The organism is Hyphomicrobiales bacterium, assembly GCA_039989895.1.
In the GTDB taxonomy this organism is placed as follows: domain Bacteria; phylum Pseudomonadota; class Alphaproteobacteria; order Rhizobiales; family JACESI01; genus JACESI01.
Map to the genome: position 1 here is coordinate 967,209 of JBDXGY010000006.1, position 23,975 is coordinate 991,183.

Sequence of the window (23,975 nt, forward strand, 5' to 3'; positions counted from 1 at the left end):
GGATTATCTATTCTTTCTTAAGCCGTTGAAAAGGCGACTAAAGCGCAAATCTTGCGGCCATTTCCAAAACTGCCATGCCGATGAGCCATTATCGATAGAAAAGAACAAAAACTCAGCACGGCCAATGAAATTTTCCAAAGGCACTGTTCCAACATTACTATAGCGGCTATCTTGCGAATTATCGCGGTTGTCACCCATCATAAAATACTCACCTTCTGGAACGGTAAATACTACTGTATTATCAGATATATTGTTGGGATTGCTATCAAGCGTCAAATAGGTTTTTCCACTTGGTAATGTCTCTCTATAGCGAGGAATGGATATGTCTGTTCCTTGATTGTATGTCCCCGTAAAATCATCCACCTTTTCCCGCTTTATCTCTACTTCATTGAGATAAACAACACCGTCCTTCACCTGTACAGTGTCACCTGGCAAGCCAATAACACGCTTGATGTAATCAGTAGATGTATCGCTTGGAAGACGGAATACGGCAATATCACCACGCTTCGGTTTTCCTTCCAAAATACGACCATCAAAAGGAATTAGGTCCAACGGAAGAGAATAGCGTGAATAGCCATAAGAATATTTTGATACGAACAAATAGTCACCAATCAGCAATGTCCCCATCATGGAGCCTGATGGAATGACAAAGGGTTGCACTATTAATGTGCGTAAAACGAGCGCCAAAAGAAGAGCCTGAAGTACGACCTTGATGGTTTCCCAAATGCCGTCTTCATCTTTTTTTGTTTCATTTTTTGTCATCAGTAAGAAGCCCAAATTATGTTGGTGTCAAAAACGTTTTGTACTTTACATGGAGCGCTTGTAAAGGGCTTCGCATAAACAGGCAACGATCAAAACAAATCACTCCCTATTTCTTTATTTAGAAATTGGCATAGCTTCAATAATCACGAAGGCCTGAGCCCAGGGGTCATCATCGGTAATAGTGACATGAATAACAGCCTCATGCCCTTCTGGCATTAGCGCCTGTAGCTGTTTTTGCGCGCCACCCGTCAACTTCATGGTTGGCTTACCCGATGGCGCGTTGACCACGCCCATATCCCGCCAGTAAACACCCTTGCTAAGACCTGTGCCCAAGGCTTTGGAACAGGCCTCTTTCGCGGCAAATCGCTTTGCATAAGAAGCCGCGCGTTGATTTCTGCGATCTGATTTTTGACGTTCAACTTCGGTAAAGACACGCTGGGTAAAGCGTTCACCGAATTTGGATAATGTCGCTTCAACACGGTGAATATTAATGAGGTCAGACCCAAGACCTATGATCATGTGATGGCCTTGCTCTTAGGTTTGTCTTTCATATCCGTAACCGCTGTTTTTCCAGACCGGGCTTGTTGCTTCAGTGATTGCTCGTATTCAGTCTTCAATTGTCGATCCAAACGATCGGCCCAATCAGCACGAGCGCGGTCTGCGAGCATTTTAAGGCGTGATTTTTGATAAACCTTGGCCATTTTTTTGATGATAAAATAAACCACAAATGCAACCGGAATACCAACAGGAAGCGAGCCAACGCTCATGGTTTTAATCAAAGGCCAAACCGTATGAAATGAATTAACAATCATCTCAAAATTCAATAGAGACACATCCATTCTCTGTGTCTCTGCCCCTCCAGTAATATCAAGTACAAAGCGTCCAGCATTTAAGACAGACGCCCAGATGAAGGGGAATGTTAAAGGGTTACCAAAAAATGTGCCCGTTGCCGCTGCAAAATAGCTCCCGCGCGCAAAAAAGCAAATGGTGAAGGCAACCACAAAATGAAATCCTAGAAACGGCGTGAATGAAGCAAAAACGCCCGCTGCAACACCCATAGCGATTACATGGGGGGACGCGGTCAAACGCAGCACACGCAACATCAAATATTTAATGCTCCGCCACCAAGTACGCCGTGGCCATAAGGCCACCCTCACCCGCTTGCTTAAATCTTCTTGTTTTCGCCGCTTAAATAACATGAATGCGATAATAAACCTGAATAAACAATATAATACTAAAAATACCCAATAGCGTTATAAACCACTGCCTTAAATAGAATTTAAAAATTAATTTTCTTATTTCAACCCACGGCTTCCCGGTTTTACTGCTGGGATAGAAGATAATTCTGGTGGCAAATCGTCTGGAGAGTAAGTTGGTACTTTATATTCTGTGAGTGCAATTAAGGGACGACCAACGTCCGCCTCTCCGCCTGAGCGGTCTATAAGGCACCCGACAGCGACCACTTCTATCTCATTATCCCCAAGAGCTGCAATACACTCACGCACCGACAAACCTGTTGTGACAATATCCTCAACGATAACAACACGCGCGCCTTTATCCAATTCAAAACCACGACGCAGCGTGAAAATACCTTCTTCGCGCTCAACATACATCGCAGGCAGCTTGAGATGTCGTGCCGTTTCATACCCAGGAATGATGCCACCAATTGCAGGTGAGATAACCGCGTCGAGTTTTCCAAGACCTTGCTCGTTCATTTTATCGGCTAATGCACGACATAATATCTCTGTGTCCGCAGGCGATTGAAAGACCTTTGCCTTTTGCAGGAAAACAGAACTGCGCAACCCAGATGAAAGAATAAAATGTCCTTCAAGTATTGCTCCCGCCCGCTTAAATACGGCTAGCACTTCGTCACGTGTCATATATTTCTCAACTTTTTAACTGTAATCCATTGATCATAATTTAGTCATTAATTCGTTCAACAGCACTCACAACATTTGTGGTTTTGATTTCAGCTATGATCCTATTCAGCTTCGTCAAATCGCTTACCATCAAATCGATTTTAATATCCGTAAAATCTGTCGCTCCATGCACGAGTTCCAGACGTTCGATATTACTGTCAAGACTTGCAATGATTTGAGCTATCTGTGCAAGTGTTCCAGGTTCATTAAGCACACTGACGACAATTCTTGCGGGGAAAAGTTCACCAGCATCAGGATCAACGTCCCATCGCACATCAAGCCACACTTCAGGCGCATCATCAAAATGGCTCAACGTCAGGGATTGAATAGGATATATCGTAACACCAACGCCTGGCTCTAGAATGCCAACGATCCTGTCCCCCGGTAAAGCTCCACCATTTGGCGCGAATTTTACTTTGAAATCAGCCCCCACACCTTTCAGAGGAAACGGTGCTGCTTCACCGCGTTCAATGGGTTTATCAAAATCTGGAATTTTAAACTTAACGGCATCGGACCCCATAGCAAACCAGCCTTCACCTTTCGGCGCTGGCAAGTTTTTGGTCTTCGGGCTTGTCTCTTTCAAATCTGGGTAAATTGCCTCAATCACACTGGAGGGCGGCATTTCACCACTACCAATTTTTGCCATAAGTTCATCAACTTCAGAAAAGCCTAACCGCGGCAAAGCATCTATAATCAGTTCATCAGAAAGCGGGCGCTCAATGTGTTCAAATTGACGCTCGATAATCTGTCGCCCCAAACTGGCATGTTGGCGACGGCTCTGATCTCTTGTCGAACGACGAATGGCAGCCCGCGCCTTGCCTGTCACCGCAAAGTTTTCCCATACAGCAAGTGGTTTTTGTGCAGGAGAGCGCAAAATATCAACCTCATCCCCATTACTGAGTGTTGTCACAAGCGGCATGATGCGGCCATTGATTTTTGTCCCAACACATGTGTCACCAATATCGGTGTGAACAGCATAGGCAAAATCGATCGAATTAGCCCCGCGCGGCAGCGTTATCAAGCGCCCTTTCGGGGTAAAGCAAAAGACCTGATCTTGAAACAGTTCGAGCTTTGTATTCTCAATAAAATCAAGCGATGTTTCATCATCGTGCTCACTGACGCCAGCAAGTAAATTAACAGTATTTTGCAGCCAAATATAAGCGTAACTATCGTGATCAACCTTGCCAGCTAGATTGCCATCTCCACCACCTTCTCCATTTGAGATATCCTTATAGAGGGTGTGAGCTGCAACACCATATTCAGCAATGCTATGCATTTCATGGGTGCGTATTTGAAGCTCCACACGCTTGCTGCCTGGGCCAATAACGGTGGTGTGCAACGAACGATAATCATTCTGTTTTGGTGTTGAAATAAAGTCCTTGAAACGTCCTGGCACCGATGCCCAACGCATATGGATAATGCCAAGTGCACGATAGCAGTCGGCAATATCGTCAACCAGCACGCGAAACCCATAGACATCCGACAACTGTTCAAACCCAACACTCTTACGTTGCATCTTTGTGAAGATTGAAAACGGACGTTTTTCTCGCCCATTAACATCAGCTTTGAACTTCGCTTTCTTAAAAAGGTTATTCACCTCATCAACAACAGTATCAATATGGTGCTGGTTGCTCTCACGTAAATTAGCCAAGCGCTCGTTCACAGCATCAAAGGCATTTTTATTGATGACTGCAAAAGCAAGCTCTTCCAACTCTTCGCGCATTTCGCGCATACCCATACGCCCTGCTAGCGGAGCATAAATATCTCGTGTTTCCTCGGCGATGCGCTTACGTTTTTCTTCAGGCACATAATGCAATGTTCGCATGTTGTGCAAACGATCCGCGAGCTTAACAATCAGCACACGCACATCATCGGAAATTGCAAGAAGCAACTTTCTCAGGTTTTCAGCTTGGGCAGCTTCTTTAGACACCAGATCAAGGCGCTGGATTTTGGTTAAACCCTCCACTAATTGGCCAATCTCAGAACCAAAAAGAGTATCTATTTCTGCGCGCGTTGCATCCGTATCCTCAATGGTGTCGTGCAAGAGCGCCACAGCAATCGTTGCATCGTCCAGCCTCATATCTGTCAAGATGGCCGCAACTTCTAAAGGGTGCGAAAAATAAGGATCACCTGAGGCGCGCTGCTGACGGCCATGCTTAGTCATGCCATAAACATAGGCTTTATTGAGCAAGCCCTCATCAGCATTAGCATTGTAGCGCATAACACGCTCAACAAGTTCGTATTGCCGCATCATGGCGTGTAAAAATACCTTATTATTATAGAATCAAATCAAACCAAAACTTGAGGCATTCTACAACTAAAAAAGGCGCTTATCATTATCGATAAGCGCCTTAAATATCAGAAAAAATCTGAAATTTTAATAATCATCTGAACGATCTGGTGGTACAAGGCCTTCTAATCCACGAAGTAGATCATCTTCAGTAATCCGCTCATAACCGGTTTCCGGTTGATCATCATCACCCGCCATTGGCATGCCACCCATCAATACTGGGCTAGACTCGACCACAGGAACAATCTCAGCTTCTGGCTCATCAACTTCAACATTGTTTTGTAGTGAATGAATCAAGTCTTCTTTTAAATCTTCAGGAGAAACTGTTTCTTCAGCAATCTCACGCAACGCAACAACTGGGTTTTTGTCATTATCGCGATCAATGGTTATTTCTTCACCTGTAGAAATCATGCGAGCACGATGACCAGCGAGCAAAACAAGCTCAAACCGGTTTTCAACTTTATCAACGCAATCTTCAACTGTCACACGAGCCATGAAAAATCACTCCAAATTATATGAAATATCAAATCTTGTAAGGCTTATACCCCTAGCAATCAAAAATGCAAGACCTGATATACACTGGCGACAACTTCTCTAGCTTGAATTTATTCAGTTTCCGTTCAGTTATAATATTTTAGATACTAAAACATACCGACCATTAGACGATATTATAACACAGTAATCTCACATCCTAGTTGCGTTTTGATCATGTCTGGAATATCGAATTGAAATAATTAGCGAGATGAGGGATTAAACCTCATCCACACTGGAGACTTATAATATATGTTTGACCCACGAGAAAAAGTTGCCCTATTCATTGATGGGGCAAATTTATACGCGACAGCTCGTTCTCTCGACTTCGAAATTGACTACAGAAGCTTACTAAAGGACTTCAAACAAAGTAGTTATTTACTCCGTGCCTATTATTACACAGCCATTGCTGATGATCAGGAATATTCATCCGTTAGACCCCTAATTGATTGGCTTGATTACAATGGATATCGCGTCGTCACCAAGCCGACCAAAGAATTCACAGACGCGCAAGGCCGCCGTAAAGTCAAAGGCAACATGGACATAGAACTTGCTGTTGATATGTTAGAAGCAGCCGAACATGTAGACCACCTTGTCTTGTTTTCCGGGGATGGTGATTTTCGCTCCCTCGTCGCAGCCGTCCAGCGCAAAGGACGCAAAGTCAGCGTCATTTCCACACTGTTGACTCAGCCTCCCATGATTTCAGATGAGCTACGCCGCCAAGCTGATAATTTTATTGACCTCAAAACATTGAGAAACTCTATTGGACGTGACCCATCAGAGCGCCCTGAACGTATTGAGCCTGAACTCGATGAATATGATCAGGATTCTGGCTCAGAGGACTAAATACCGAGAGCGGCTTTCATGGCTAAACAATCTCAAACACAGCCAGATGCAATAGCTATCAAGCAAACCGATCCAAACTATAATTGCCAGCGTTGCCCAAGGCTTGCAACATTCATAGAGAACCAACGAAGCAAAGAATCCGACTGGTTTAACGGCCCTGTCCCAACCTTCGGTGATATAAAAGCTCGTATCATGATTGTAGGTTTGGCTCCCGGCATGAAGGGCGCGAATAGGACCGGACGCCCTTTCACTGGTGATTTTGCTGGAGATCTTCTTTATGAAACACTGGAAAAATTTGGCTTTTCCAGCGGTACCTATGACAAGCGCGCTGACGACGGCTTGACCCTGCATGACATTACAATCACGAATGCTGTGCGCTGTGTACCCCCACAAAACAAGCCAACGCCGGAAGAAATCAAAACCTGCCGGCCATTTTTACAAAATACAATCAACGCCCACCCCAATCTCAAAGGCTTTATCGTTTTAGGACGCATTGCTCATGATACATTATTGCGAAATTTTTCTATTCCGCTAAAGGCTCACCCTTTTGCCCATGGCGCGGTTCATGAATTGATAAATGGTTTTTTGATTTTCGACAGTTATCACTGCTCGCGCTACAATACCAATACTGGACGACTGACAAGTGCGATGTTTGATGATGTCTTCAAAAAGGTACGCACAAAGCTTAGTTAGCCGCGATCTCGAAGCAACCGTGACTTTTCACGGCCCCAATCTCGTCTTTTCTCAGTCTCACGTTTATCGTGTAATTTCTTACCCTTGCCCAGACCGATTTCCACCTTCGCCCTGCCCTTTTCATTGAAATAGAGCTTAAGCGCTATCAGTGTCATCCCGTCACGCTGAACGGATGCGCTTAGTTTTTCGATTTGCTTACGATGAAGGAGCAATTTTCGGCGGCGGCGAGGTTGGTGGTTAAAACGGTTGCCTTCCAGATATTCCGGAATATGGGCATTGATCAACCAAAGCTCACCGCCTTCATGGTTGGCATAGGATTCGGCAATCATCGCCTGCCCGTTACGCAGAGATTTCACCTCTGTTCCAGTCAGCATAATGCCAGCTTCAAATGTGTCTACAATTTCATAGTTGTAGCGCGCTTTGCGATTATCAGCAGCAATGCGGTTCGTCGTTTTAGAACTAGCTTTTTTCTTGCCCATTTTTTAGCCCATGAGCCCAATCAGTTAAGTGAGCAACCCAGCATACGCCAAAGCATCATCTATGATATTCTTGACTTCATCCGATACACCAACCATTGGCAAGCGCACTTCATCAGACAGTATGCCAAGTTTTGACAAAGCATATTTAGGACCACTAGGGTTTGGTTGAATGAACAAAGCTTCATGCAGCGGGGTCAAGCGGTCTTGAATTGCTAATGCATCCTCAAAGCGCCCCTCAAGCGTTGCCGTTTGAAATTCAGCACACAAACGTGGTGCAATATTGGCGGTTACAGAAATGCATCCGCGCCCTCCATGGGCGTTATAGCCCAATGCCGTAATATCTTCGCCTGACAACTGAATGAACGTCTCACCCATGGCTGCGCGTTGAAGTGAAACCCTCCCCAGATCGCCGGTGGCATCTTTCACACCAATCACATTCTCGCAATCATTGAAAAGCTGCGCCATTGTATCAACCGACATATCAACGATACTGCGCGGCGGAATATTGTAAATGATAATAGGAATTTCCACTGCATCGCAGATTGCTTTGAAATGCGCATAAAGTCCGCGTTGGTCCGGTTTGTTATAGTAGGGTGTCACGATCAGGGCTGCATCAGCGCCAACCTCTTGGGCGTGACGCGTCAAATCAATCGCTTCTTCTGTATTATTAGAACCGGCACCTGCAACAACTGGCACGCGTTTATTCGCGGTTTCGACGCAGATTTCAACCAAGCGTTTATGTTCTTTATGAGACAATGTGGGAGACTCACCGGTCGTACCAACAGGCACCAGCCCGTGAGAGCCTTCAGATATTTGCCATTCGACAAATTTTGCAAACCCAGCCTCGTCAAGTTCACCATTGATAAATGGCGTCACCAACGCCGGCATTGACCCTTGTATCATAGTATCCATCTGCTCAATCACACTTCTCTCATTCAAACATGTGCCTCACTCGAAAACACACTATTGCCTTCATCGCAGCAAATAACAAAGTTTGCCAGTGACATTTACTAGCGACAACGGCGACAAGCTCCTGCGCAAGCAATGATCCTTTCATATACTTTTTTTCTGCGCCGTAAATGACAAGCTGCATATTATCTTAATCAGTTTAGGTGAAATTCAACATAAGGGGTTAGCTAAAATAAAGATGAGTGATGATAATGCTTAGTTCGCGTATGTTTTTTCAAGCTGGTTTAACACTATTAAAAACCAGCTGCATATCTATGCTGTTCGTGGTGCCAGCATCAATTGGCTTGGCGACCACCCTTACACCTATTCCAAAGCAAAAGCCTGTATTCACCGATCTCACGCGAACAAATAGCCTAACCACCCAAGCATCAACATCGAGTACTTTTGCTGTCCGACCGACCAATGGCGCCTCGGTTCAACAGCTAAAATCATTCTTCGATGCATTCGATCGAAAAGACGGAGATCTCGCTCTTAAACTAAAAGCACAACTTTCTCATCCACTGGACATTAAGATTGCACAATGGATGATTGCGACAACATCATCGCGCGGTTACTCTCACGAGACATTACGCAACACCCAGAAAAAAATCGCAAACTGGCCGGGCCAAGCAACCATGGCGCTTGCACAAGAAAACACACTTGTGAAAGCAGGGCGTGCTAACGGCTCTGTGGCCCGCGCCCTACCCGCACGCCCTTCCAGTGAGGAAGGAAAATTGCTTCAGGTGCAATCCTTTCTCAACGCTGGAGATCGCAATCGCGCAGCCGTACTTATCCGTGATTACTGGGTAAGTCAGAACTTTACAGCGGTACTCGAGCGTCAAATCCTCAATCAATATGGCACCCTCCTCAGTCAGCGCCATCATAAAGCACGAGCAGAACGACTGCTCTATGATGAACGTGCCAATGGCGCACTTAGACTTTTGCCACGTCTTTCAAAATCTGACCAAGCACTCACGAAGGCGCGTGTTGCAGTTATTAGAAAACAATCCAAAGCAGGTCAGCTTCTTGCCAATTTACCCGCAAGCGCCAAACGGGAGCCGGGTTATTTCTTTGCAAAGGTACAACACCTTCGGCGGGCCGATAAATGGCTCGAAGCCGCAAAAGTGATGATGGCTGCCCCCACAGCAAAAAACGTATTGGTTGATCCCGATGAATGGTGGATTGAACGCCGCATTGTTTCGCGCAAAGTGCTTGAAGCAGGTCATCCAAAATTTGCCTATAACATCGCCTCAAATCATGCTGCCAAACGTGCTGTTTCAAGGGTAGATGCTGAGTTTCATAGCGGCTGGTATGCACTACGCTTCTTGAATAATCCATCTGCTGCCTTACAGCATTTTAAAGCCATTCAACAAATCTCCAGCAGACCACTATCACAATCAAGAGCGCTATACTGGATGGCACGAGCATATCAAGCATCTGGCAACAGAACTCAAGAGATCAATCATTACAAAGCGGCAGGTCGTTATGCGCATACCTACTATGGCCAGCTAGCCCTTCAAGCAATGGGGCACAATTCCATCAGACTGCCACGCCTGCCCGCGACAGATAGCGCCAAGCTTAGCTTTAACGCCAATGGCTTTGTAAAGGTTATAAAGCGGCTCAATGAAGCAGGACAAACGGGACGCACCAGCATCTTCTATCGCCATCTTGCACAAACCCTGACAAGTCCGGCAGAATTAACATTGCTGGCCTCACTGGCAGACAAAAACAAACTGTATCGCATCTCACTGCAAATAGGGAAAATAGCCACTGGCCGTGGGATAGCGGTACAAAGGCTCGCTTTCCCACTTGGCGCTATCCCCAAAAGCGCCCGCATATCCAACAACAAAAAAGCGCTGGCCTATGCTATTGCGCGCCAAGAAAGCGCCTTCAATAAAGCAATAGTCAGCCATGCTGATGCGCGTGGTTTGATGCAACTTTTGCCAGGAACTGCTAAACAGACAGCCCGCTCTATCGGCATACCTTTTAAGCCCGAACTACTGACTCGTGATGCTGGATATAATGCACGGCTTGGCACCGCATTTTTAAGCTCGCTGATTGAACGCTTTGGCGGTTCATATCCCCTAGCCTTTGTTGGATATAACGCTGGCCCGCGTCGTTCAAGCGAATGGATTACCCGTTTTGGTGACCCACGTAAGAATGCAATTGATGCCGTTGACTGGGTAGAGGCTATTCCGTTTTCCGAAACCCGCAATTATGTACAGCGCGTGATGGAAAACTATCAAGTTTATCGTCACCGTCTTGAAAATGCTCCCTTGACTATTCGACGCGATTTAAATGGCGGCATACCGTCTTAAGGGAACAGCATAGTCTTTTGGCTTGTTCTTGCTTTATCATTACAATATGACTTTCCCCTAAATATTCCTCTCATAAGGATTTCTCGTGCTTTCGACTAATAACAGCGATATTTGGCGTGAATTTTCATTCCGTACAATGGATGATCTAACCATTTGTGGGGTCGATTATGGTGATCGTTTATCTGAGAATGTTCCACTTGTCTGCTTACCAGGCCTCACCCGCTCAACGCGTGATTTTGAAGCAATCGCAGCATTACTCAGCCTAGACGAAAAAGCGCCCCGTCGCGTTTTAGCGCTGGACTACCGCGGACGTGGCCGCTCTGATTATGACCGCAACTGGACAAACTATAATATACTCACCGAAGCTCAAGATGTGTTGAATGCAATTGTCGCCGCTGGCCTCAAAGATGTCGCCATATTGGGCACCTCGCGTGGCGGTATCATCGCCATGCTTCTCAGCACGATGCGACCAGGTATAATTTCCGGCGTTATTCTGCATGACATAGGCCCGCAGATTGATGTTACCGGTCTTTTAAAAATTAAAAATTATGTCTCGCATATGCCACTCCCTCGCAGTTGGGATGATGCTGCTGACATTTTGCGCTCTATCCATAAAAGCAGTTTCCCAAATTATACAGCCAACGACTGGAACCGAGCGGCGCGTTTAACATTCAAAAATCAAGACGGTTTGCCTAAAATTGATTTTGACCCTGCCCTTGCCAAAACGCTTTCAACCATATCGGCGGATGACCCCCCACCAAATTTATGGCCGCAATTCATGGCACTACGCTCTAAGCCTATGCTCGTTATCAGAGGTGGAAATTCCGATTTATTGTCGCAAGAAGCACTTGAAACAATGGACCGAGCTCACCCGACAATGCGCAGCATCACAGTTCCTGATGAGGGGCATGTACCCAATTTGATGAATGATGCCGTGGTCTATGAGATTAAAACTCTGCTCGCTAATTTAGATCAAAACCAGCATTAAAATTCTTTGAATTTTCGCACGGTCGCATACTGGACGAAACTGTACATAATGCTAGCAATAGGCATAAAAAATCGGCCCTAGCATATGCCAAGGCCGATTTTATTTTTTGGACTTAATGTGAACTTTAGAAGCTTACAGAAATAGAACCAACAACAGTTGAATCAGCAATATCTCTGTCTTCGAAAACAAGCTCCGTGTCAGTGTCAATATACTGAACACTTAGAGATACGTTCTTATGGATTTCAGCTGATAGCCCAATATCCCAATAGAAATAATCACCATCGCCTTCAAACTCTTGATAGCCTAAGCCGCCAGCTAAGCTGAGTGGAAAAGGCGAAGGAATAAATGATAGGTTATAAGAAGCACTGCCTCTTACGTTATGAGCTTCGCCAGTGTCACCAAAAAATTCAGGTGAGAAGGCGTAGTCTAGTGCAACACCAAAATCATCTGTGATGCTGTAGCTCGTGCCTAATGTGAACTCGAAGAAATCTTGGTTCAATGAATTAGACGCATCTGGATATTGGTAATAAATACCGCCAACACTCCAACCAATGCCATTATACTCACCAGACAAAGAACCATAATAGTCAATTTCAATTGATCCATCATCTGGAGCACCAGTATTTGGTGTGAAGTTAATGTTCGAGCCAAAAGCACCAAGTGTCAGGCTTACACCCTCTACAGGTGTGTCTACTGACCATTCAATAGTACCTTGAACAGCGGCTTCCTCATCTGTTTGCGAAAGACCACGGAAGCGATAATCAGTGTAGAAACCTGCAGATGCAGAAAACGAACCAGGTAAGAATGATTTTTCTTCTGCTTCTGGTGCTGCTTCTGTTGCAACTGCTTCTAAGTCAGCAGCATGACCTGCTGTTGCGAAACCCAACACGAGAAATGTTGATAGCAAATATGTTTTGAATTTATCCATCTTGGATGTCCTTGAATGTGCGTTCAATCGAAGGGGGAGGCTTCGATTTCCTTAGGTGATATTCGATCAAGCCATTGTCGAGATATGTCGCTAACAATAAGGGAAAATTGAATAATACAATCTACATTTCCCTATGTTTTTTGAAGAAACCTCCAACAACCAAAAAACAGTTGCAAAAATACTTCAGATTAGGTTTTCGCTGACTCATAATTATGCTTTTGCCTATTTTTTAGTCCCTCTAATGCACGCTTCTTGCTCGAATTATATCTTCAGATAAACCTATCCAGACTCAACCGCATTGAATCCTTAATGCAACGACTTTGATTCCATCGTTAAGTTAACCTAAAACAAGTTTACACATAATATAAAGTCATAATGTTATGCGTAACAAATGGTTAATTAGTATCTTTGGTGCGATCTAAATATATAGATACCTAGGCTTATCAATCTCGAAAATGCTGGCCGCGTATGATGCTTTAAGTAGCTCACCGAAACTTTCATAACAAAAAAGCCCGGCTGTTAAGCCGGGCTTCCAATATCCACTTTGAGAGCGTCTTTTATTTTTTCTTTTTCTTCGATGCGCCACCGGCAGAAGAGGCAACCTCGCCTTTTGCTGCGCGTTTAGAAAACTCGGTCGTGCCACCTTTGGCCAAAATGCCAGCCTGTTTGATCCACTCATCGCGGTCAATCCGGCCTTTAAAAGATAAGAATGCATCAAACCATTGAATCTCAGGACGGCCCCATTTTGATATCTGATCAAAATGCCAAATGCCTTCTGCATTGAGCTTACCCTCAATAACCTTGCCGACACCTTTGATAAGCTTCAAGTCATCCGCCCCGCCCGCGCGTGCACTAGGCAAACCACGTGGCTTCTTACCAACCGCATTCGCTTTGTCAGCTGCGCTTGCGCCTTTTGGTAGAGCTGCAAGTTTTGCATTTGCTTCAGCTTCTTCTTTTTTCAATTGAGCTGCTGTCAGCTTAACTGGCTTAGCTTTTGGTTTAGGCTTCGGTGCAGCTTTTGGTTTAGGCTTCGGTGCAGCCTTTGGTTTAGAAGCTGGCGCCCTTGTAGCAACAGCTGCTGTTGCTGCAACTGCTGTTGCTGCTGCGGCTGCTGGAGCCATATTCGTTTTGGCCACTGGTTTAGCTGCCGGTACATAACGTGGTTCCGGTGTGCTGCCGAAAATCCGTTTTAAAAGACAACCCAACAGGCAGCCGATCAAATATGCCAAAGCAATGAGAAGAAGTGATTGTATTACTAACATGAACATTAAATGTACTCCTTATACCGCTTTTGGTTTGCATGTGTACCAGCCAACCACCAAACCTGCGATGAAAGCCAGCAATAAAAACAACCACAATTGTGAAATTAAATAGTCCATAGTTCCCCCTACTTATTCTGCAATAAGATTAAATTCTATGCGCCGATTAAGCGCTTTATTTTCTTTTGTATCATTACCAGCAATCGGCTTACTTTCACCGAAGCCTACAGCGACTAGACGACTAGTGTCCACCCCTGCACGCGTTAGGTACTCAGCAACCGCTTCTGCACGCGCAACACTCAATCTTTGATTGGATGCATCTGAACCGTCTGAATCTGTATGACCAGCCACTTCAAAGCGTGCAGTAGGACAACTAATCACTAGTTCTGCAATATTATCAAGCAATCCAAAGCTTTCCGACAAAATCGTTGCCCGACCGGACTGGAAATTGATGGTATTGTTTGTCACGGCAGAAATAACGCTGGCGCTACATGCTTCTGGCTTTTTTGCAACAGGTGCAGGTGCTGGTTCAGGTTCCACTGGTGGAGGTGGCAGTGTTTGCGTCAAGATTGCCTCAGCACTGAATCCTGCAGGCATACCTTTTTCAAACTGCGACTGAACTCCCTCAAGCGAACCTTCAACAGGCACAATACCCCATAATGTTGCTTGTTTATCGACTATCTCAAATGATCCTTTGGATAATTTACTCAAAGATAGCACAGCAACCTTGGCTGCATCATCAAAACCACCAGGTGCACCATTTGCAATTGTCAAATCAGCGCCACCGAGCGCTCCACCAAAGTTACCTTTAGCATTGTCGACAATCTTTTGACCGCTTGCTGCGCTAGGAACATAACCCTTGATCCAAACTGTCTCACCGTTCTGACGTCCGGCAATTTTGAAAGGAGAAGCAGTAGGTCGTTCTATATCAACATCACCTAGTACTAAGCCCGCAGGCAACGTACCTTTAGTCGACGCTATAGCAGCATCATAACTGGCTGGTGTCGCTGCTTTACCGTATACCGATAAAACCCCTTCATTGATGGATGCTGTACCAGACTTTAGATCCCGCAATATGCGAGTACCAAATTGTGCACCATCGGACCAAACAAGCCCTCCAGGATTACCATCTGCGAGACGCGTTTTGTCGACTACTGGTCCACCGAGAGCCAAAGAATCCAAAGCAGATCTAACCGCTGCTTGACTATCAGCATCAGGCATAAACCCAGACGCTGTTACCACATCATCTTTCAACGATGCTCTCCAGACATAAGGCGAAACAACCGGTAAATCTATCTCAACATCACCTAGTACTAAGCCTGCAGGCAACGTACCTTTAGTCGACGCTATAGCAGCTTCATAACTAGCTGGTGTCGCTGCTTTACCGTATACTGATAAAACCCCGTCACTGATGGATGCTGTACCAGACTTTAGATCCCGCAATATGCGAGTACCAAATTGTGCACCATCGGACCAAACAAGCCCTTCAGGATTACCATCTGCGAGACGCGTATTGTCGACTACTGGTCCACCGAGAGCTAAAGAATCCAAAGCAGGTTTAACAGCCGCTTGGCTTTCTGCATCGGGCATAAGACCAGATGCTGTGACCACATCATCTTTCAACGATGCTCTCCATGTATAAGGTGAAACAACCGGCAAATCCAAATTACTAGAGATAATATTGAATCCTTCAGGCGGCGTCTTTAATGCGATATTAGCGGCATCATAAGAATCAAGTGTTGCTGCAGAACCATCTACGACAATCCTATCATCAGAAACCAATGCTGATCCGTCGCTAAAATGTGATAGCATCTTAACAGCATAATTCGAAGACCCTTCAAACCCTGCTGGTGCACCAGCTGAGATTTTCATCTTGTCAACCACATCATCAAAGCCTTGGTTTTTTGCTTGTGCCAACAATCCATCTCTAGCGGTTTGCGAAGGCACATTGCCGTTCAGTATAACTTGAGAACTATTCTTGATCGCTGAGAATATGTAAGGCGTTACATTCACCACAGACAGATCAGCAGACTTCAGCGACAAACCACCCGGCAAATCCTGAATATCACTTTTAACTTTATCCAAGACCGTAGGGTTTGGAGCAACTCCTGTGATGGAAACTTGTTTTCCATCCGCTTTAACAGAGCCGCTATTCAGCTGTGACAAGAGACCAATTCCATAACCCCCTAGCGCTGAGTATTCTTGCGGCGCGGAATCACTGATTTTCAGGTCTTCGGTAACCGTACCAGCATCGAGTTTATTTGCGCTATCAACCAAATTCTTGCGCATTTCTTCAGATAACGCAAAACCACCCAAATGCACGCCAGAAGATGTCTTTTCCATACTAATTGCATAGTCAACAGGAACTGGCGGCGCTGGAATAACCTTGGCAGCAGGTGGTGCAACCACAGCAACCTTAGGCTCTGGAGCATCGATTTTTATGTTGCGAGCAATCAAGCCATTGGAAATCGTCGGATTTAATTTCAATTGCAGTGCTTTAGAAATCTGCGCATCTTCCACTCGAGCCGTAAGATCTAAATTTGAATCACTTATTGAAGCTTTGCCTTCACTCGTGTCCTTAAGGAGACCAATTGCAAAATTTGCTTTATCGCCAAATTTTTCAGGTGCGCCAGACGCAAGAGTCAAATCATCTTTTACGGTTGCTCCAGGAACAGTGGACAATGCTTTCTCGACCAATCCCGAGCGCATGCTTTCTGCTGGAATGCTTCCTGATAAACGCACGACATTGTCTTTACGCTCTGCATTAAAGGCATAAGGTGATTGAACCGACAACTGTTTAACACCAGTGCCATCCACGACCCGAACGCCCCACGTACCACTTTCGCGATTAAAAAAAGCACCATCAGCAGCTGCTACAGCGCTATCTTGATCGGCTTTACTTGGAGCAAGTCCAGAAAGTTCAAGGTTACGGCCATCAAGCTCAACCTTAGCCCATGAATGCTGGTTAGAAAGATTGTTTAACGCTCTTTCAGTTAGATCACGTTCTATCGGTCCAGCCTTGAAGAGCATTGCAACCACGGTCAACAAACCAACAACAAAAATACCTGGCCATACCCAAGCCGAAGGACGATAATTCCACATTTAACCTAATTCCCCTAACTAATACTGCACAAATTCCAATTCTTCTTCAAAGGACGGTGCAAACAACATTCGCCATACCCTTAACTAACTGTTAATGCGAGCACAACCATAATGCAACCCTAAATTGTCACACGGCTTGAAAGTTCAACTTAAAAATCTCGCCTCACCTGAAATAGAAAATCAACAGTGTTATTCTTATCATTGTTAAAAAAGAAATCTTCCCCTGCACCAAAATCATCAACACTATCGAGGCCAATTTCACCCAGCAAGAACCAATTAGCAATCGGTTGCCAAGTCAAGTTAATAGCAGCCTCAAATCCATTTAAATCTCGCAACCCATCTTCAACTGCAGTTACATAAGAAACATCAGTGTTGAATGTTAAATTCTGAGAAATTTTCTTACTCAATCCTGCGTAAAAAGATACAGCGTCAAAACCGTCTGAAAACGAAAAAATAACATCATTCGCAGCATTTTTCGTATAGGTTATGCCTGCGAAAGTTTTTAAAGCTTCTCCCTCATATTTTACATCGAAGCCAAGACCGAAACCAAATGTAGCGCGCGAGCTTAAAATGACCGGCCCGCTTAAGCGTGGTGTTCCAAATGACGTTGATATAGATGACACATCGTCGACGTTGATTAAGGCCGCACCCGCACCCAAAACCAACGGACCTACTTTACGTGAGGCCCCAATGCCAAAATTCGGACTGACCGGTATTGCATCCGTGCTTTCACGAGGGTCATTGATGGAAAAGCGAACCTTAGTATCCCAAATTACCCGCTGATAACTGCCACCAAGTCCAGTGCGTGCATCAAGACTTTCAGTTCCTCTATCAGTAAATCCATCTGATAAGAAAACCGCACCGGCGTTTTCGATCTCTCCAACTTGCCAGTCACTATTCTTGCGATGAAGACTAATCTCAAACGCATCAAGACCAACAGCGAAATCTTCGCTTGTTACTCCAGCCAGTAAGTCATCAAAAATTTCTGGATCGTAATCCGCCTGAAAACGTATAAAAGCGCCCAGCGTTCCAATCTCTGTCTCACGCAGGATCTTCACCTCCGATCGCACTCGAGCATTGAACTCAGCGCCATCTGGGACTGAATCAGGATTGTCAGGATCATTAATAACCAATTCGCCACGAATGTAACTGCTGATATCAAAGCAAGTGCTGGTATCCAATAGCCCCTTAAAACCAAGCCCGTAGCGCGTGCAATCCGATGAAGCATGAGTATTGGAGGGCACAACGAAGGATGCAACAAATATGCAGCAAATAGCTATCGCACGCAACAAGAACGCCCCCCAAAGAACGTAGAAATGCAACGCTTAATTACAATATAACGCTACTATTTCCTCACCTACTCATCACAATCTAGCGATAAATACCACAAATCCTCAAGCGGTTATTTGTAATTCCAATATGGGAGACTGATATAATTTATTTATACAACATCATTCATATACCAGGGGCCTAAAAATAAACAAAATACCGAGCGCCACTTGTATGTATCTAATCGATATATATATAAACAATATATACCTATTGAGCATACCGCTGGTCGGCACTTACTCTAGAACCAACAATAAAAGCTGGCATACGACATACAATGAAAGCTGGAACACCATGAATGTAAAAACTCTTTGTCTTGCTATTCTCTATTTCGAAGAAGCAACTGGTTATGAAATCCGTAAAATGTCAACGGAGGGCCGCTACAGTCATTTTGTCGATGCTAGCTTTGGCTCGATTTATCCCGCCCTCACCCGGCTTGAAACAGACGGACTTGTAACATTTCGCGAAGAGACGATCACTGGCAAACCCAATAGGAAGGTTTATTCCATTACAGATGCCGGTCGCAGCCACTTTCTTGAAAGCCTCTATGAGACACCGGCAAAAGATGTTTACCGTTCAGAATTTTTAATGGTAGCAATGTGTGCCGAATTTTTACCTAAAGAGGTTGTTACAAAAGCCATTGAAACACGGGTTAAACATCTTGAAGGTGAAATAGACCTTCTCAAGGGATTCGTGGAAAATAAGCACAGCACCGCAGGCATTCGTTGGGCCACAAGCTATGGCATGGATTGCATGGAAAATTCTCTCAGGCATTTATCCAAAACCCGTGACGAGCTTGAAGCGCACGCGGGAACCAATACACCAACAATACAAGCTGCCGAATAATTCCTCCTAATCACGAAGCAGAGAAAAGAACAATGCCAATACCAATATCCTATCTCATAGCAGCAGGCTTAACAGCAGGTGTCGCCGGATGGATGTTATCCGGTGATATCATTGAAGGCGGACGCAGTGATGCGCGGCCAGCAACCATCACAGAGCGTCTTGATAAAAAAGAAACAAAGCTGTTTCGCGTACAGGCCGAAATATTCAACGCTACTCAACATATCAGCACCATCGAAGTGCGGGGCAGCACGGAAGCTAGAGACAAAGTGGCCATTCGCTCTGAAATGACCGGCCTCCTGAACACGCGCCATGTCAAAAAAGGTGATAGCGTTGCGCAAGGCGATCTTATTTGTACGCTTAATGTTGGTGCCCGTGAAGCGATGGTGCACCAAAGAACGGCAGAACTAGAAAAAGCCAAGATCGATTATACCTCAGCCCAAAAATTGATCAAAGGTGGCTTTGCGACAAAATCACGTGTCATACAGGATAAAGCATTGGTCGATGCTGCAACAGCGGCAATGAAAGCGGCAGAAATTGAACTTGAGCATACCCAAATCAGAGCACCAATCGACGGCGTTATCCAAGACCCTTTTGCTAATGTAGGTGATATGCTGCAGGTCGGTGATATTTGCGCTAATATTATGCGACCCGATACAATGAACATGATTGCTGAAGTTTCCGAGCGCTTCATTGGTCGCATTCATGTAGGTGATGAAGCCCATGTGCACACGGTCACTGGTGAAGCTGTTACAGGAGAAATTATCTTTATCTCCCCTTCCGCCAATATTGAAACAAGAACATTTCGCATCGAAATTGCAGTCCCAAACAGCGATAGTAAAATACGTGACGGAGTGACAGCCGTAGCCAAGATCGATTTGCCAGGTGACACCGCTCATCTCATTCCTGCGTCCGCCTTGACCTTGAATGATGCCGGTCAATTGGGTGCCCGAACGGTAGGCACCGATGGTATAGTGAGTTTTATACCCGTAACAATTTTAAATGACACGCGTGATGGCATGTGGGTTGCGGGCCTTCCCGACACCGCCAAAATCATTACCCGAGGCCAAGAATATGTCGCGACAGGTCAAAAGGTGGAAGCCGTGCTTAAAACCGCAAAGGTCTCACAATGATTGATGCACTGGAAGCTATTCTTCGGCGTCCAAAAACCGTTATAACAATGATGCTGGCGATGCTTATCGCTGGCATATTGGTCTACAAATCAATTCCCAAAGAAGCCAACCCTGACATCGATGTTCCCATATTTACCATTCAAGTGGTCCAACAAGGCATCTCACCGCAAGATGCAGAGCGCCTGCTGGTTCGCCCCTTAGAGACAGAACTGCGCGGTGTTGATGGACTTGAAGAAATCATCGCTGTTGCCTTTGAAGGCGGCGCATCAGTCACAATGGAATTTAATGTCGACTTCGACAAAGACAAGGCCCTTGCCGACGTTCGCGATAAGGTTGATCAGGCACAGGCAGACTTTCCACCCAATGCGGAAGAACCGCTCATCACAGAAACTAATTTCTCTCTTCAACCAACAATCTTTGTCACTCTTTCTGGCAATGTGCCTGAGCGAACGCTGCACCGCCTCGCCAATCGCCTGCAAGATGAGATTGAAGCAATCAACACTGTGCGCGAGGCTAATCTTTTAGGGGAACGTGAAGAACTGCTTGAGGTTGTCATTGATCTTGAAAAATTAGAATCTTATTCGATCAATCAATCTGAACTCCTCATCGCTGTTACCGCCAACAATCAGCTGGTAGAAGGTGGTTTTCTTGATAGCGACGGTGGCCGTTTTGCTCTCAAAGTACCAGGGCTTGTCGAAGATGTGGCCAATGTCAACCAAATCCCTATCCGTCAGGTTGGTGAAGCAGTCATCACATTGGGCGATGTGGCAGAACTGCGCCGAACATTCAAAGACGCAAGCAGCGTAACACGGGTGAACGGCAAGCCTGCCATCGCGATCGCAGTGGTCAAACGTATTGGCCAAAACATCATCGCCAACAACAAAGAAGTCCGCGCGGTTGTTGAAAATTTCACAAAAGACTGGCCGGAATCGATTGAAGTCGATTTTGTTCTCGATAAGTCAGGTTTCATCTATGAAGTACTTGGCTCTCTTGAAGCCTCAATTCTGACCGCGATTTTTCTTGTCATGATCGTGGTTGTGCTAACCTTGGGTGTTAAATCCTCACTCTTGGTCGGCTTTTCAATTCCACTGTCCTTCATGGTCGGCTTTCTTATTCTTGGTCTGATTGGCTACACGGTCAATATAATGGTGATGTTCGGCCTTGTGCTAACCGTCGGCCTTCTTGTGGACGGCGCCATTGTGATGACAGAATATGCCGATCGCAAAATGTCGGAAGGCATGAGCCATAATGACGCTTACATTCGTGCGGCAAAACTCATGTTCTGGCCGATCGTATCTTCGACAGCGACAACACTTGCAGCCTTCCTGCCGCTTTTATTTTGGCCTGATGTTACCGGCGAATTTATGAGCTATCTGCCGGTCATGGTCATCATTGTGTTATCGGCCTCTCTTCTCACAGCCATGGTTTTCCTACCAGCGTCAGGTGCCCTACTTGGCGAGATCTTCAGTATTGTTGGGCGTAATGCAGTTATAATCATATCTGCCATTGCAGCTTTTGTTACTGGTGCACTGTTTTATACGGTGAGTGCGCAATTGCTGAGTGGCTATTTTGATGCACAGTTCATCAATATTGCGCAAATTGTTATCAGCGCGATGGTTGGCATTCTTGTCGGCGCTCTAGTGTTTCCTTTTGCACGCTGGTCAAACAATCGAACCGACACCAAACCTAAAATAGATCACAATGCCACTCTACTTTCAGGCGATACACCACTTGACGTCAGGCAACTGCGAGGGTTCACCGGTCTTTATGCTCGCACCATCAATAGGCTTGCTAACAATTTAATAGGCAATATTTTTGTTATCCTCATCACCATCGGACTGTGTGGCGCGACCATATTTTTCCTTCAGACCCATTTTAGTGGTGTTCAGTTCTTCGTTGACGAAGAGCCGGACAACACGATTGTTTTTGTCTCAGCCCGTGGCAACCTTTCTGCTAAAGAGGCCAGTGATATTGTGGGTGAAGTTGAAACAATCATTCTCGACATCCCCGGCATCCGTAGCGCGGTAACCACAGCCACCTCACCTACGGGCACCAACGGCTCAGGTTCCGGCAGCGGCGTTGCTGAAATCCAAGACAAGCCCAATGATGCTATAGGCGAAATATCGCTTGAGCTGGATGACTACAAAGTGCGCCCCACATGGATCTGGATAGAATCTCAAATTCGTGAAAAAACACGGCAATTGCCAGGCATTAAAGTGGAGCCAAAGAAAATCGAAGGTGGCCCACCAACAGGCAAAGATTTACGCCTTGAGGTCAAATCCACAGACTACGGCAAGATGGTCGACGCCGTCAGTACAATACGCACCTATCTTGATAGCCGTAATGAGCTGCAAGACACAGAAGATAGCCGCCCTCTACCCGGCACTACATGGGAATTGACGATTGATCGGGAACAAGCAGCCCGCCACAATGCAACCGTTGCGGCCATTGGCAGCATGGTTCAATTGGTGACAAATGGTGTTCTCATCGGCACCTACAGACCTGATGATAGTGATGAAGAGGTGGATATTCGTGTGCGGCTTCCAGAACGTCAACGCACGCTCTCCAAACTTGATGAACTAAAGCTGCGCACCCCAAGCGGCCTCGTGCCTATCTCCAATTTTATCAAGCGCGAGGCAAAACCAAAAGTCTCCTCGATCACCCGACGTGACGGCCTTTATGCCATGGACCTGAAAGCCAATTTGGTAAACGGCGCACAATTTGACGGACGCGCCATGGTGCCAGACGACATGGTAAAAGAAGTCGACAGCTGGCTCAAAGACCAAACATGGGATGAAGCTATTCAATTTCGTTTTCGTGGTGCAGATGAAGAGCAAAAAGAATCTGGTGAATTCCTAGTCAAGGCAATGATCGGTTCGCTGTTCTTGATGTTCCTTATTTTGCTCACCCAGTTTAACAGCTTTTATCAAACCATTTTGACGCTCATGACTGTCATTCTAGCCGTGTTTGGTGCCTTGATTGGCATGATGATAACCGGCCAAAAATTTTCGATCATCATGAGCGGCACAGGCATCATCGCATTGGCTGGTATTGTTGTGAATAATGCCATCGTTCTACTGGATACTTATAACCGCATGCGGGCTGATGGCGTTGATGTTCATGATGCAATCGTCAAAACCGCAGCCCAGAGACTGCGCCCTATCCTGCTGACTACAATCACCACCATTGCTGGTTTGATACCCATGGCGACGCAGATCAATTTGAACTTCTTCCAACAAGTGATCTCAATCGGCGGCATCACATCAATCTGGTGGGTTCAACTCTCTACCGCCATTATCTTCGGATTAGCTTTTTCAACCTTGCTCACTCTCATTCTTATTCCAACGATGCTGGCGGTGCCTCTGAATTTTGCGAATATTATCAGTAGTGTAAAAAACTTTTTTCGTTCTTTTACGGCTCACCCATCCAAAGTTGATACCAAGGCTGATGTAGATGAGACACAACAAGAACGGCAACCAGCAAAAATAACCGCCTTCCCTCAATCAATGTCAGATGCCGCAGAATAATAATATGGTTGTAGAATCACTCAGACCACTCCATTTTGCTCTTAACGATCACAATGTGGGAACGTCTAACATGATGATAT

Annotated in this window: 19 protein-coding genes; 7 read left to right on the forward strand and 12 right to left on the reverse strand. The window is 45.5% G+C overall.

Annotated elements, in window-relative coordinates:
- Positions 1-3 precede the first annotated feature (3 nt).
- From lepB to rpoZ, 6 genes are all read right to left on the reverse strand, one after another.
- Positions 4-765 (reverse strand): signal peptidase I, encoded by a 762-nt coding sequence (lepB, locus tag ABJ081_11070; GenBank protein ID MEP6357211.1) that lies wholly within the window; start codon positions 763-765, stop codon positions 4-6.
- A 111-nt stretch (positions 766-876) separates the two neighbouring features.
- Positions 877-1,281 (reverse strand): holo-ACP synthase, encoded by a 405-nt coding sequence (gene acpS, locus ABJ081_11075; GenBank protein MEP6357212.1) that lies wholly within the window; start codon positions 1,279-1,281, stop codon positions 877-879.
- A complete protein-coding gene (locus ABJ081_11080; protein MEP6357213.1) occupies positions 1,278-1,913 on the reverse strand; it encodes a DUF2062 domain-containing protein in 636 nt (211 codons plus the stop codon). Before ABJ081_11080 ends, acpS begins: the two co-directional genes overlap by 4 nt.
- Positions 1,914-2,057: 144 nt before the next feature.
- Positions 2,058-2,642, reverse strand: coding sequence for an orotate phosphoribosyltransferase (pyrE, locus tag ABJ081_11085; GenBank protein MEP6357214.1), 585 nt, complete (start codon positions 2,640-2,642; stop codon positions 2,058-2,060).
- A gap of 40 nt (positions 2,643-2,682) precedes the next feature.
- Positions 2,683-4,935, reverse strand: a complete 2,253-nt coding sequence (locus ABJ081_11090; GenBank protein ID MEP6357215.1) for a bifunctional (p)ppGpp synthetase/guanosine-3',5'-bis(diphosphate) 3'-pyrophosphohydrolase — start codon at positions 4,933-4,935, stop codon at positions 2,683-2,685.
- A gap of 123 nt (positions 4,936-5,058) precedes the next feature.
- Positions 5,059-5,466: a DNA-directed RNA polymerase subunit omega gene (gene rpoZ, locus ABJ081_11095; protein MEP6357216.1), complete on the reverse strand. Its 408-nt coding sequence runs from the start codon at positions 5,464-5,466 to the stop codon at positions 5,059-5,061.
- A gap of 288 nt (positions 5,467-5,754) precedes the next feature.
- Here rpoZ and ABJ081_11100 point away from each other — a divergent pair, with 288 nt between their 5' ends.
- Both ABJ081_11100 and ABJ081_11105 read left to right on the forward strand, forming a co-directional pair.
- Positions 5,755-6,348, forward strand: coding sequence for an NYN domain-containing protein (locus ABJ081_11100; GenBank protein MEP6357217.1), 594 nt, complete (start codon positions 5,755-5,757; stop codon positions 6,346-6,348).
- A gap of 18 nt (positions 6,349-6,366) precedes the next feature.
- Complete coding sequence (locus ABJ081_11105; GenBank protein MEP6357218.1) at positions 6,367-7,041, forward strand: uracil-DNA glycosylase; 675 nt, start codon at positions 6,367-6,369, stop codon at positions 7,039-7,041.
- Here ABJ081_11105 and smpB read toward each other — a convergent pair.
- Both smpB and dapA read right to left on the reverse strand, forming a co-directional pair.
- A complete protein-coding gene (gene smpB / locus ABJ081_11110) occupies positions 7,038-7,520 on the reverse strand; it encodes an SsrA-binding protein SmpB (GenBank protein ID MEP6357219.1) in 483 nt (160 codons plus the stop codon). The two genes, ABJ081_11105 and smpB, sit on opposite strands and share 4 nt — an antisense overlap.
- A 24-nt stretch (positions 7,521-7,544) precedes the next feature.
- Entirely contained in the window at positions 7,545-8,423 is an 879-nt protein-coding gene (gene dapA / locus ABJ081_11115) for a 4-hydroxy-tetrahydrodipicolinate synthase (protein ID MEP6357220.1), read from the reverse strand.
- Positions 8,424-8,680: 257 nt separating this feature from the next.
- Here dapA and ABJ081_11120 point away from each other — a divergent pair, with 257 nt between their 5' ends.
- Together ABJ081_11120 and ABJ081_11125 are read left to right on the forward strand one after the other, a co-directional pair.
- Positions 8,681-10,786, forward strand: a complete 2,106-nt coding sequence (locus ABJ081_11120) for a transglycosylase SLT domain-containing protein (GenBank protein MEP6357221.1) — start codon at positions 8,681-8,683, stop codon at positions 10,784-10,786.
- A gap of 85 nt (positions 10,787-10,871) precedes the next feature.
- The gene (locus tag ABJ081_11125; GenBank protein MEP6357222.1) at positions 10,872-11,774 is read left to right on the forward strand and encodes an alpha/beta hydrolase; all 903 of its coding nucleotides are present in this window, start codon (positions 10,872-10,874) and stop codon (positions 11,772-11,774) included.
- A gap of 124 nt (positions 11,775-11,898) precedes the next feature.
- Here ABJ081_11125 and ABJ081_11130 read toward each other — a convergent pair whose 3' ends face one another.
- The 4 genes from ABJ081_11130 to ABJ081_11145 form a co-directional block, all read right to left on the reverse strand.
- Positions 11,899-12,702: a TorF family putative porin gene (locus tag ABJ081_11130; GenBank protein ID MEP6357223.1), complete on the reverse strand. Its 804-nt coding sequence runs from the start codon at positions 12,700-12,702 to the stop codon at positions 11,899-11,901.
- 557 nt (positions 12,703-13,259) lie between these two features.
- The gene (locus ABJ081_11135) at positions 13,260-13,970 is read right to left on the reverse strand and encodes a hypothetical protein (GenBank protein MEP6357224.1); all 711 of its coding nucleotides are present in this window, start codon (positions 13,968-13,970) and stop codon (positions 13,260-13,262) included.
- 123 nt (positions 13,971-14,093) lie between these two features.
- Complete coding sequence (locus ABJ081_11140) at positions 14,094-17,063, reverse strand: OmpA family protein (protein ID MEP6357225.1); 2,970 nt, start codon at positions 17,061-17,063, stop codon at positions 14,094-14,096.
- 149 nt (positions 17,064-17,212) lie between these two features.
- Positions 17,213-18,355: a hypothetical protein gene (locus ABJ081_11145; GenBank protein MEP6357226.1), complete on the reverse strand. Its 1,143-nt coding sequence runs from the start codon at positions 18,353-18,355 to the stop codon at positions 17,213-17,215.
- Positions 18,356-18,686: 331 nt separating this feature from the next.
- Here ABJ081_11145 and ABJ081_11150 point away from each other — a divergent pair, with 331 nt between their 5' ends.
- From ABJ081_11150 to ABJ081_11160, 3 genes are read left to right on the forward strand one after another with little or no spacing between them, the layout of a single operon-like run.
- Complete coding sequence (locus tag ABJ081_11150) at positions 18,687-19,238, forward strand: PadR family transcriptional regulator (GenBank protein ID MEP6357227.1); 552 nt, start codon at positions 18,687-18,689, stop codon at positions 19,236-19,238.
- 32 nt (positions 19,239-19,270) lie between these two features.
- Positions 19,271-20,368 carry an efflux RND transporter periplasmic adaptor subunit gene (locus ABJ081_11155; GenBank protein ID MEP6357228.1) on the forward strand — a complete coding sequence of 366 codons (1,098 nt, stop codon included), beginning with the start codon at positions 19,271-19,273 and terminating at the stop codon, positions 20,366-20,368.
- On the forward strand, positions 20,365-23,895 hold the full coding sequence (locus ABJ081_11160) for an efflux RND transporter permease subunit (GenBank protein ID MEP6357229.1): 3,531 nt from the start codon (positions 20,365-20,367) through the stop codon (positions 23,893-23,895). Before ABJ081_11155 ends, ABJ081_11160 begins: the two co-directional genes overlap by 4 nt.
- Positions 23,896-23,975: the final 80 nt, after the last annotated feature.

Excerpts from the sequence above, each read along its gene's own strand:
- ABJ081_11155 (MEP6357228.1), top strand. The coding sequence starts at position 19,271 with ATGCCAATACCAATATCCTATCTCATAGCAGCAGGCTTAACAGCAGGT.
- ABJ081_11140 (MEP6357225.1), bottom strand. The coding sequence starts at position 17,063 with ATGTGGAATTATCGTCCTTCGGCTTGGGTATGGCCAGGTATTTTTGTT.
- ABJ081_11120 (MEP6357221.1), top strand. The coding sequence starts at position 8,681 with ATGCTTAGTTCGCGTATGTTTTTTCAAGCTGGTTTAACACTATTAAAA.
- acpS (MEP6357212.1), bottom strand. The coding sequence starts at position 1,281 with ATGATCATAGGTCTTGGGTCTGACCTCATTAATATTCACCGTGTTGAA.
- ABJ081_11130 (MEP6357223.1), bottom strand. The coding sequence starts at position 12,702 with ATGGATAAATTCAAAACATATTTGCTATCAACATTTCTCGTGTTGGGT.
- ABJ081_11150 (MEP6357227.1), top strand. The coding sequence starts at position 18,687 with ATGAATGTAAAAACTCTTTGTCTTGCTATTCTCTATTTCGAAGAAGCA.
- dapA (MEP6357220.1), bottom strand. The coding sequence starts at position 8,423 with ATGATACAAGGGTCAATGCCGGCGTTGGTGACGCCATTTATCAATGGT.
- pyrE (MEP6357214.1), bottom strand. The coding sequence starts at position 2,642 with ATGACACGTGACGAAGTGCTAGCCGTATTTAAGCGGGCGGGAGCAATA.
- ABJ081_11135 (MEP6357224.1), bottom strand. The coding sequence starts at position 13,970 with ATGTTCATGTTAGTAATACAATCACTTCTTCTCATTGCTTTGGCATAT.
- ABJ081_11100 (MEP6357217.1), top strand. The coding sequence starts at position 5,755 with ATGTTTGACCCACGAGAAAAAGTTGCCCTATTCATTGATGGGGCAAAT.
- ABJ081_11090 (MEP6357215.1), bottom strand. The coding sequence starts at position 4,935 with ATGATGCGGCAATACGAACTTGTTGAGCGTGTTATGCGCTACAATGCT.
- ABJ081_11160 (MEP6357229.1), top strand. The coding sequence starts at position 20,365 with ATGATTGATGCACTGGAAGCTATTCTTCGGCGTCCAAAAACCGTTATA.
- rpoZ (MEP6357216.1), bottom strand. The coding sequence starts at position 5,466 with ATGGCTCGTGTGACAGTTGAAGATTGCGTTGATAAAGTTGAAAACCGG.
- smpB (MEP6357219.1), bottom strand. The coding sequence starts at position 7,520 with ATGGGCAAGAAAAAAGCTAGTTCTAAAACGACGAACCGCATTGCTGCT.
- ABJ081_11105 (MEP6357218.1), top strand. The coding sequence starts at position 6,367 with ATGGCTAAACAATCTCAAACACAGCCAGATGCAATAGCTATCAAGCAA.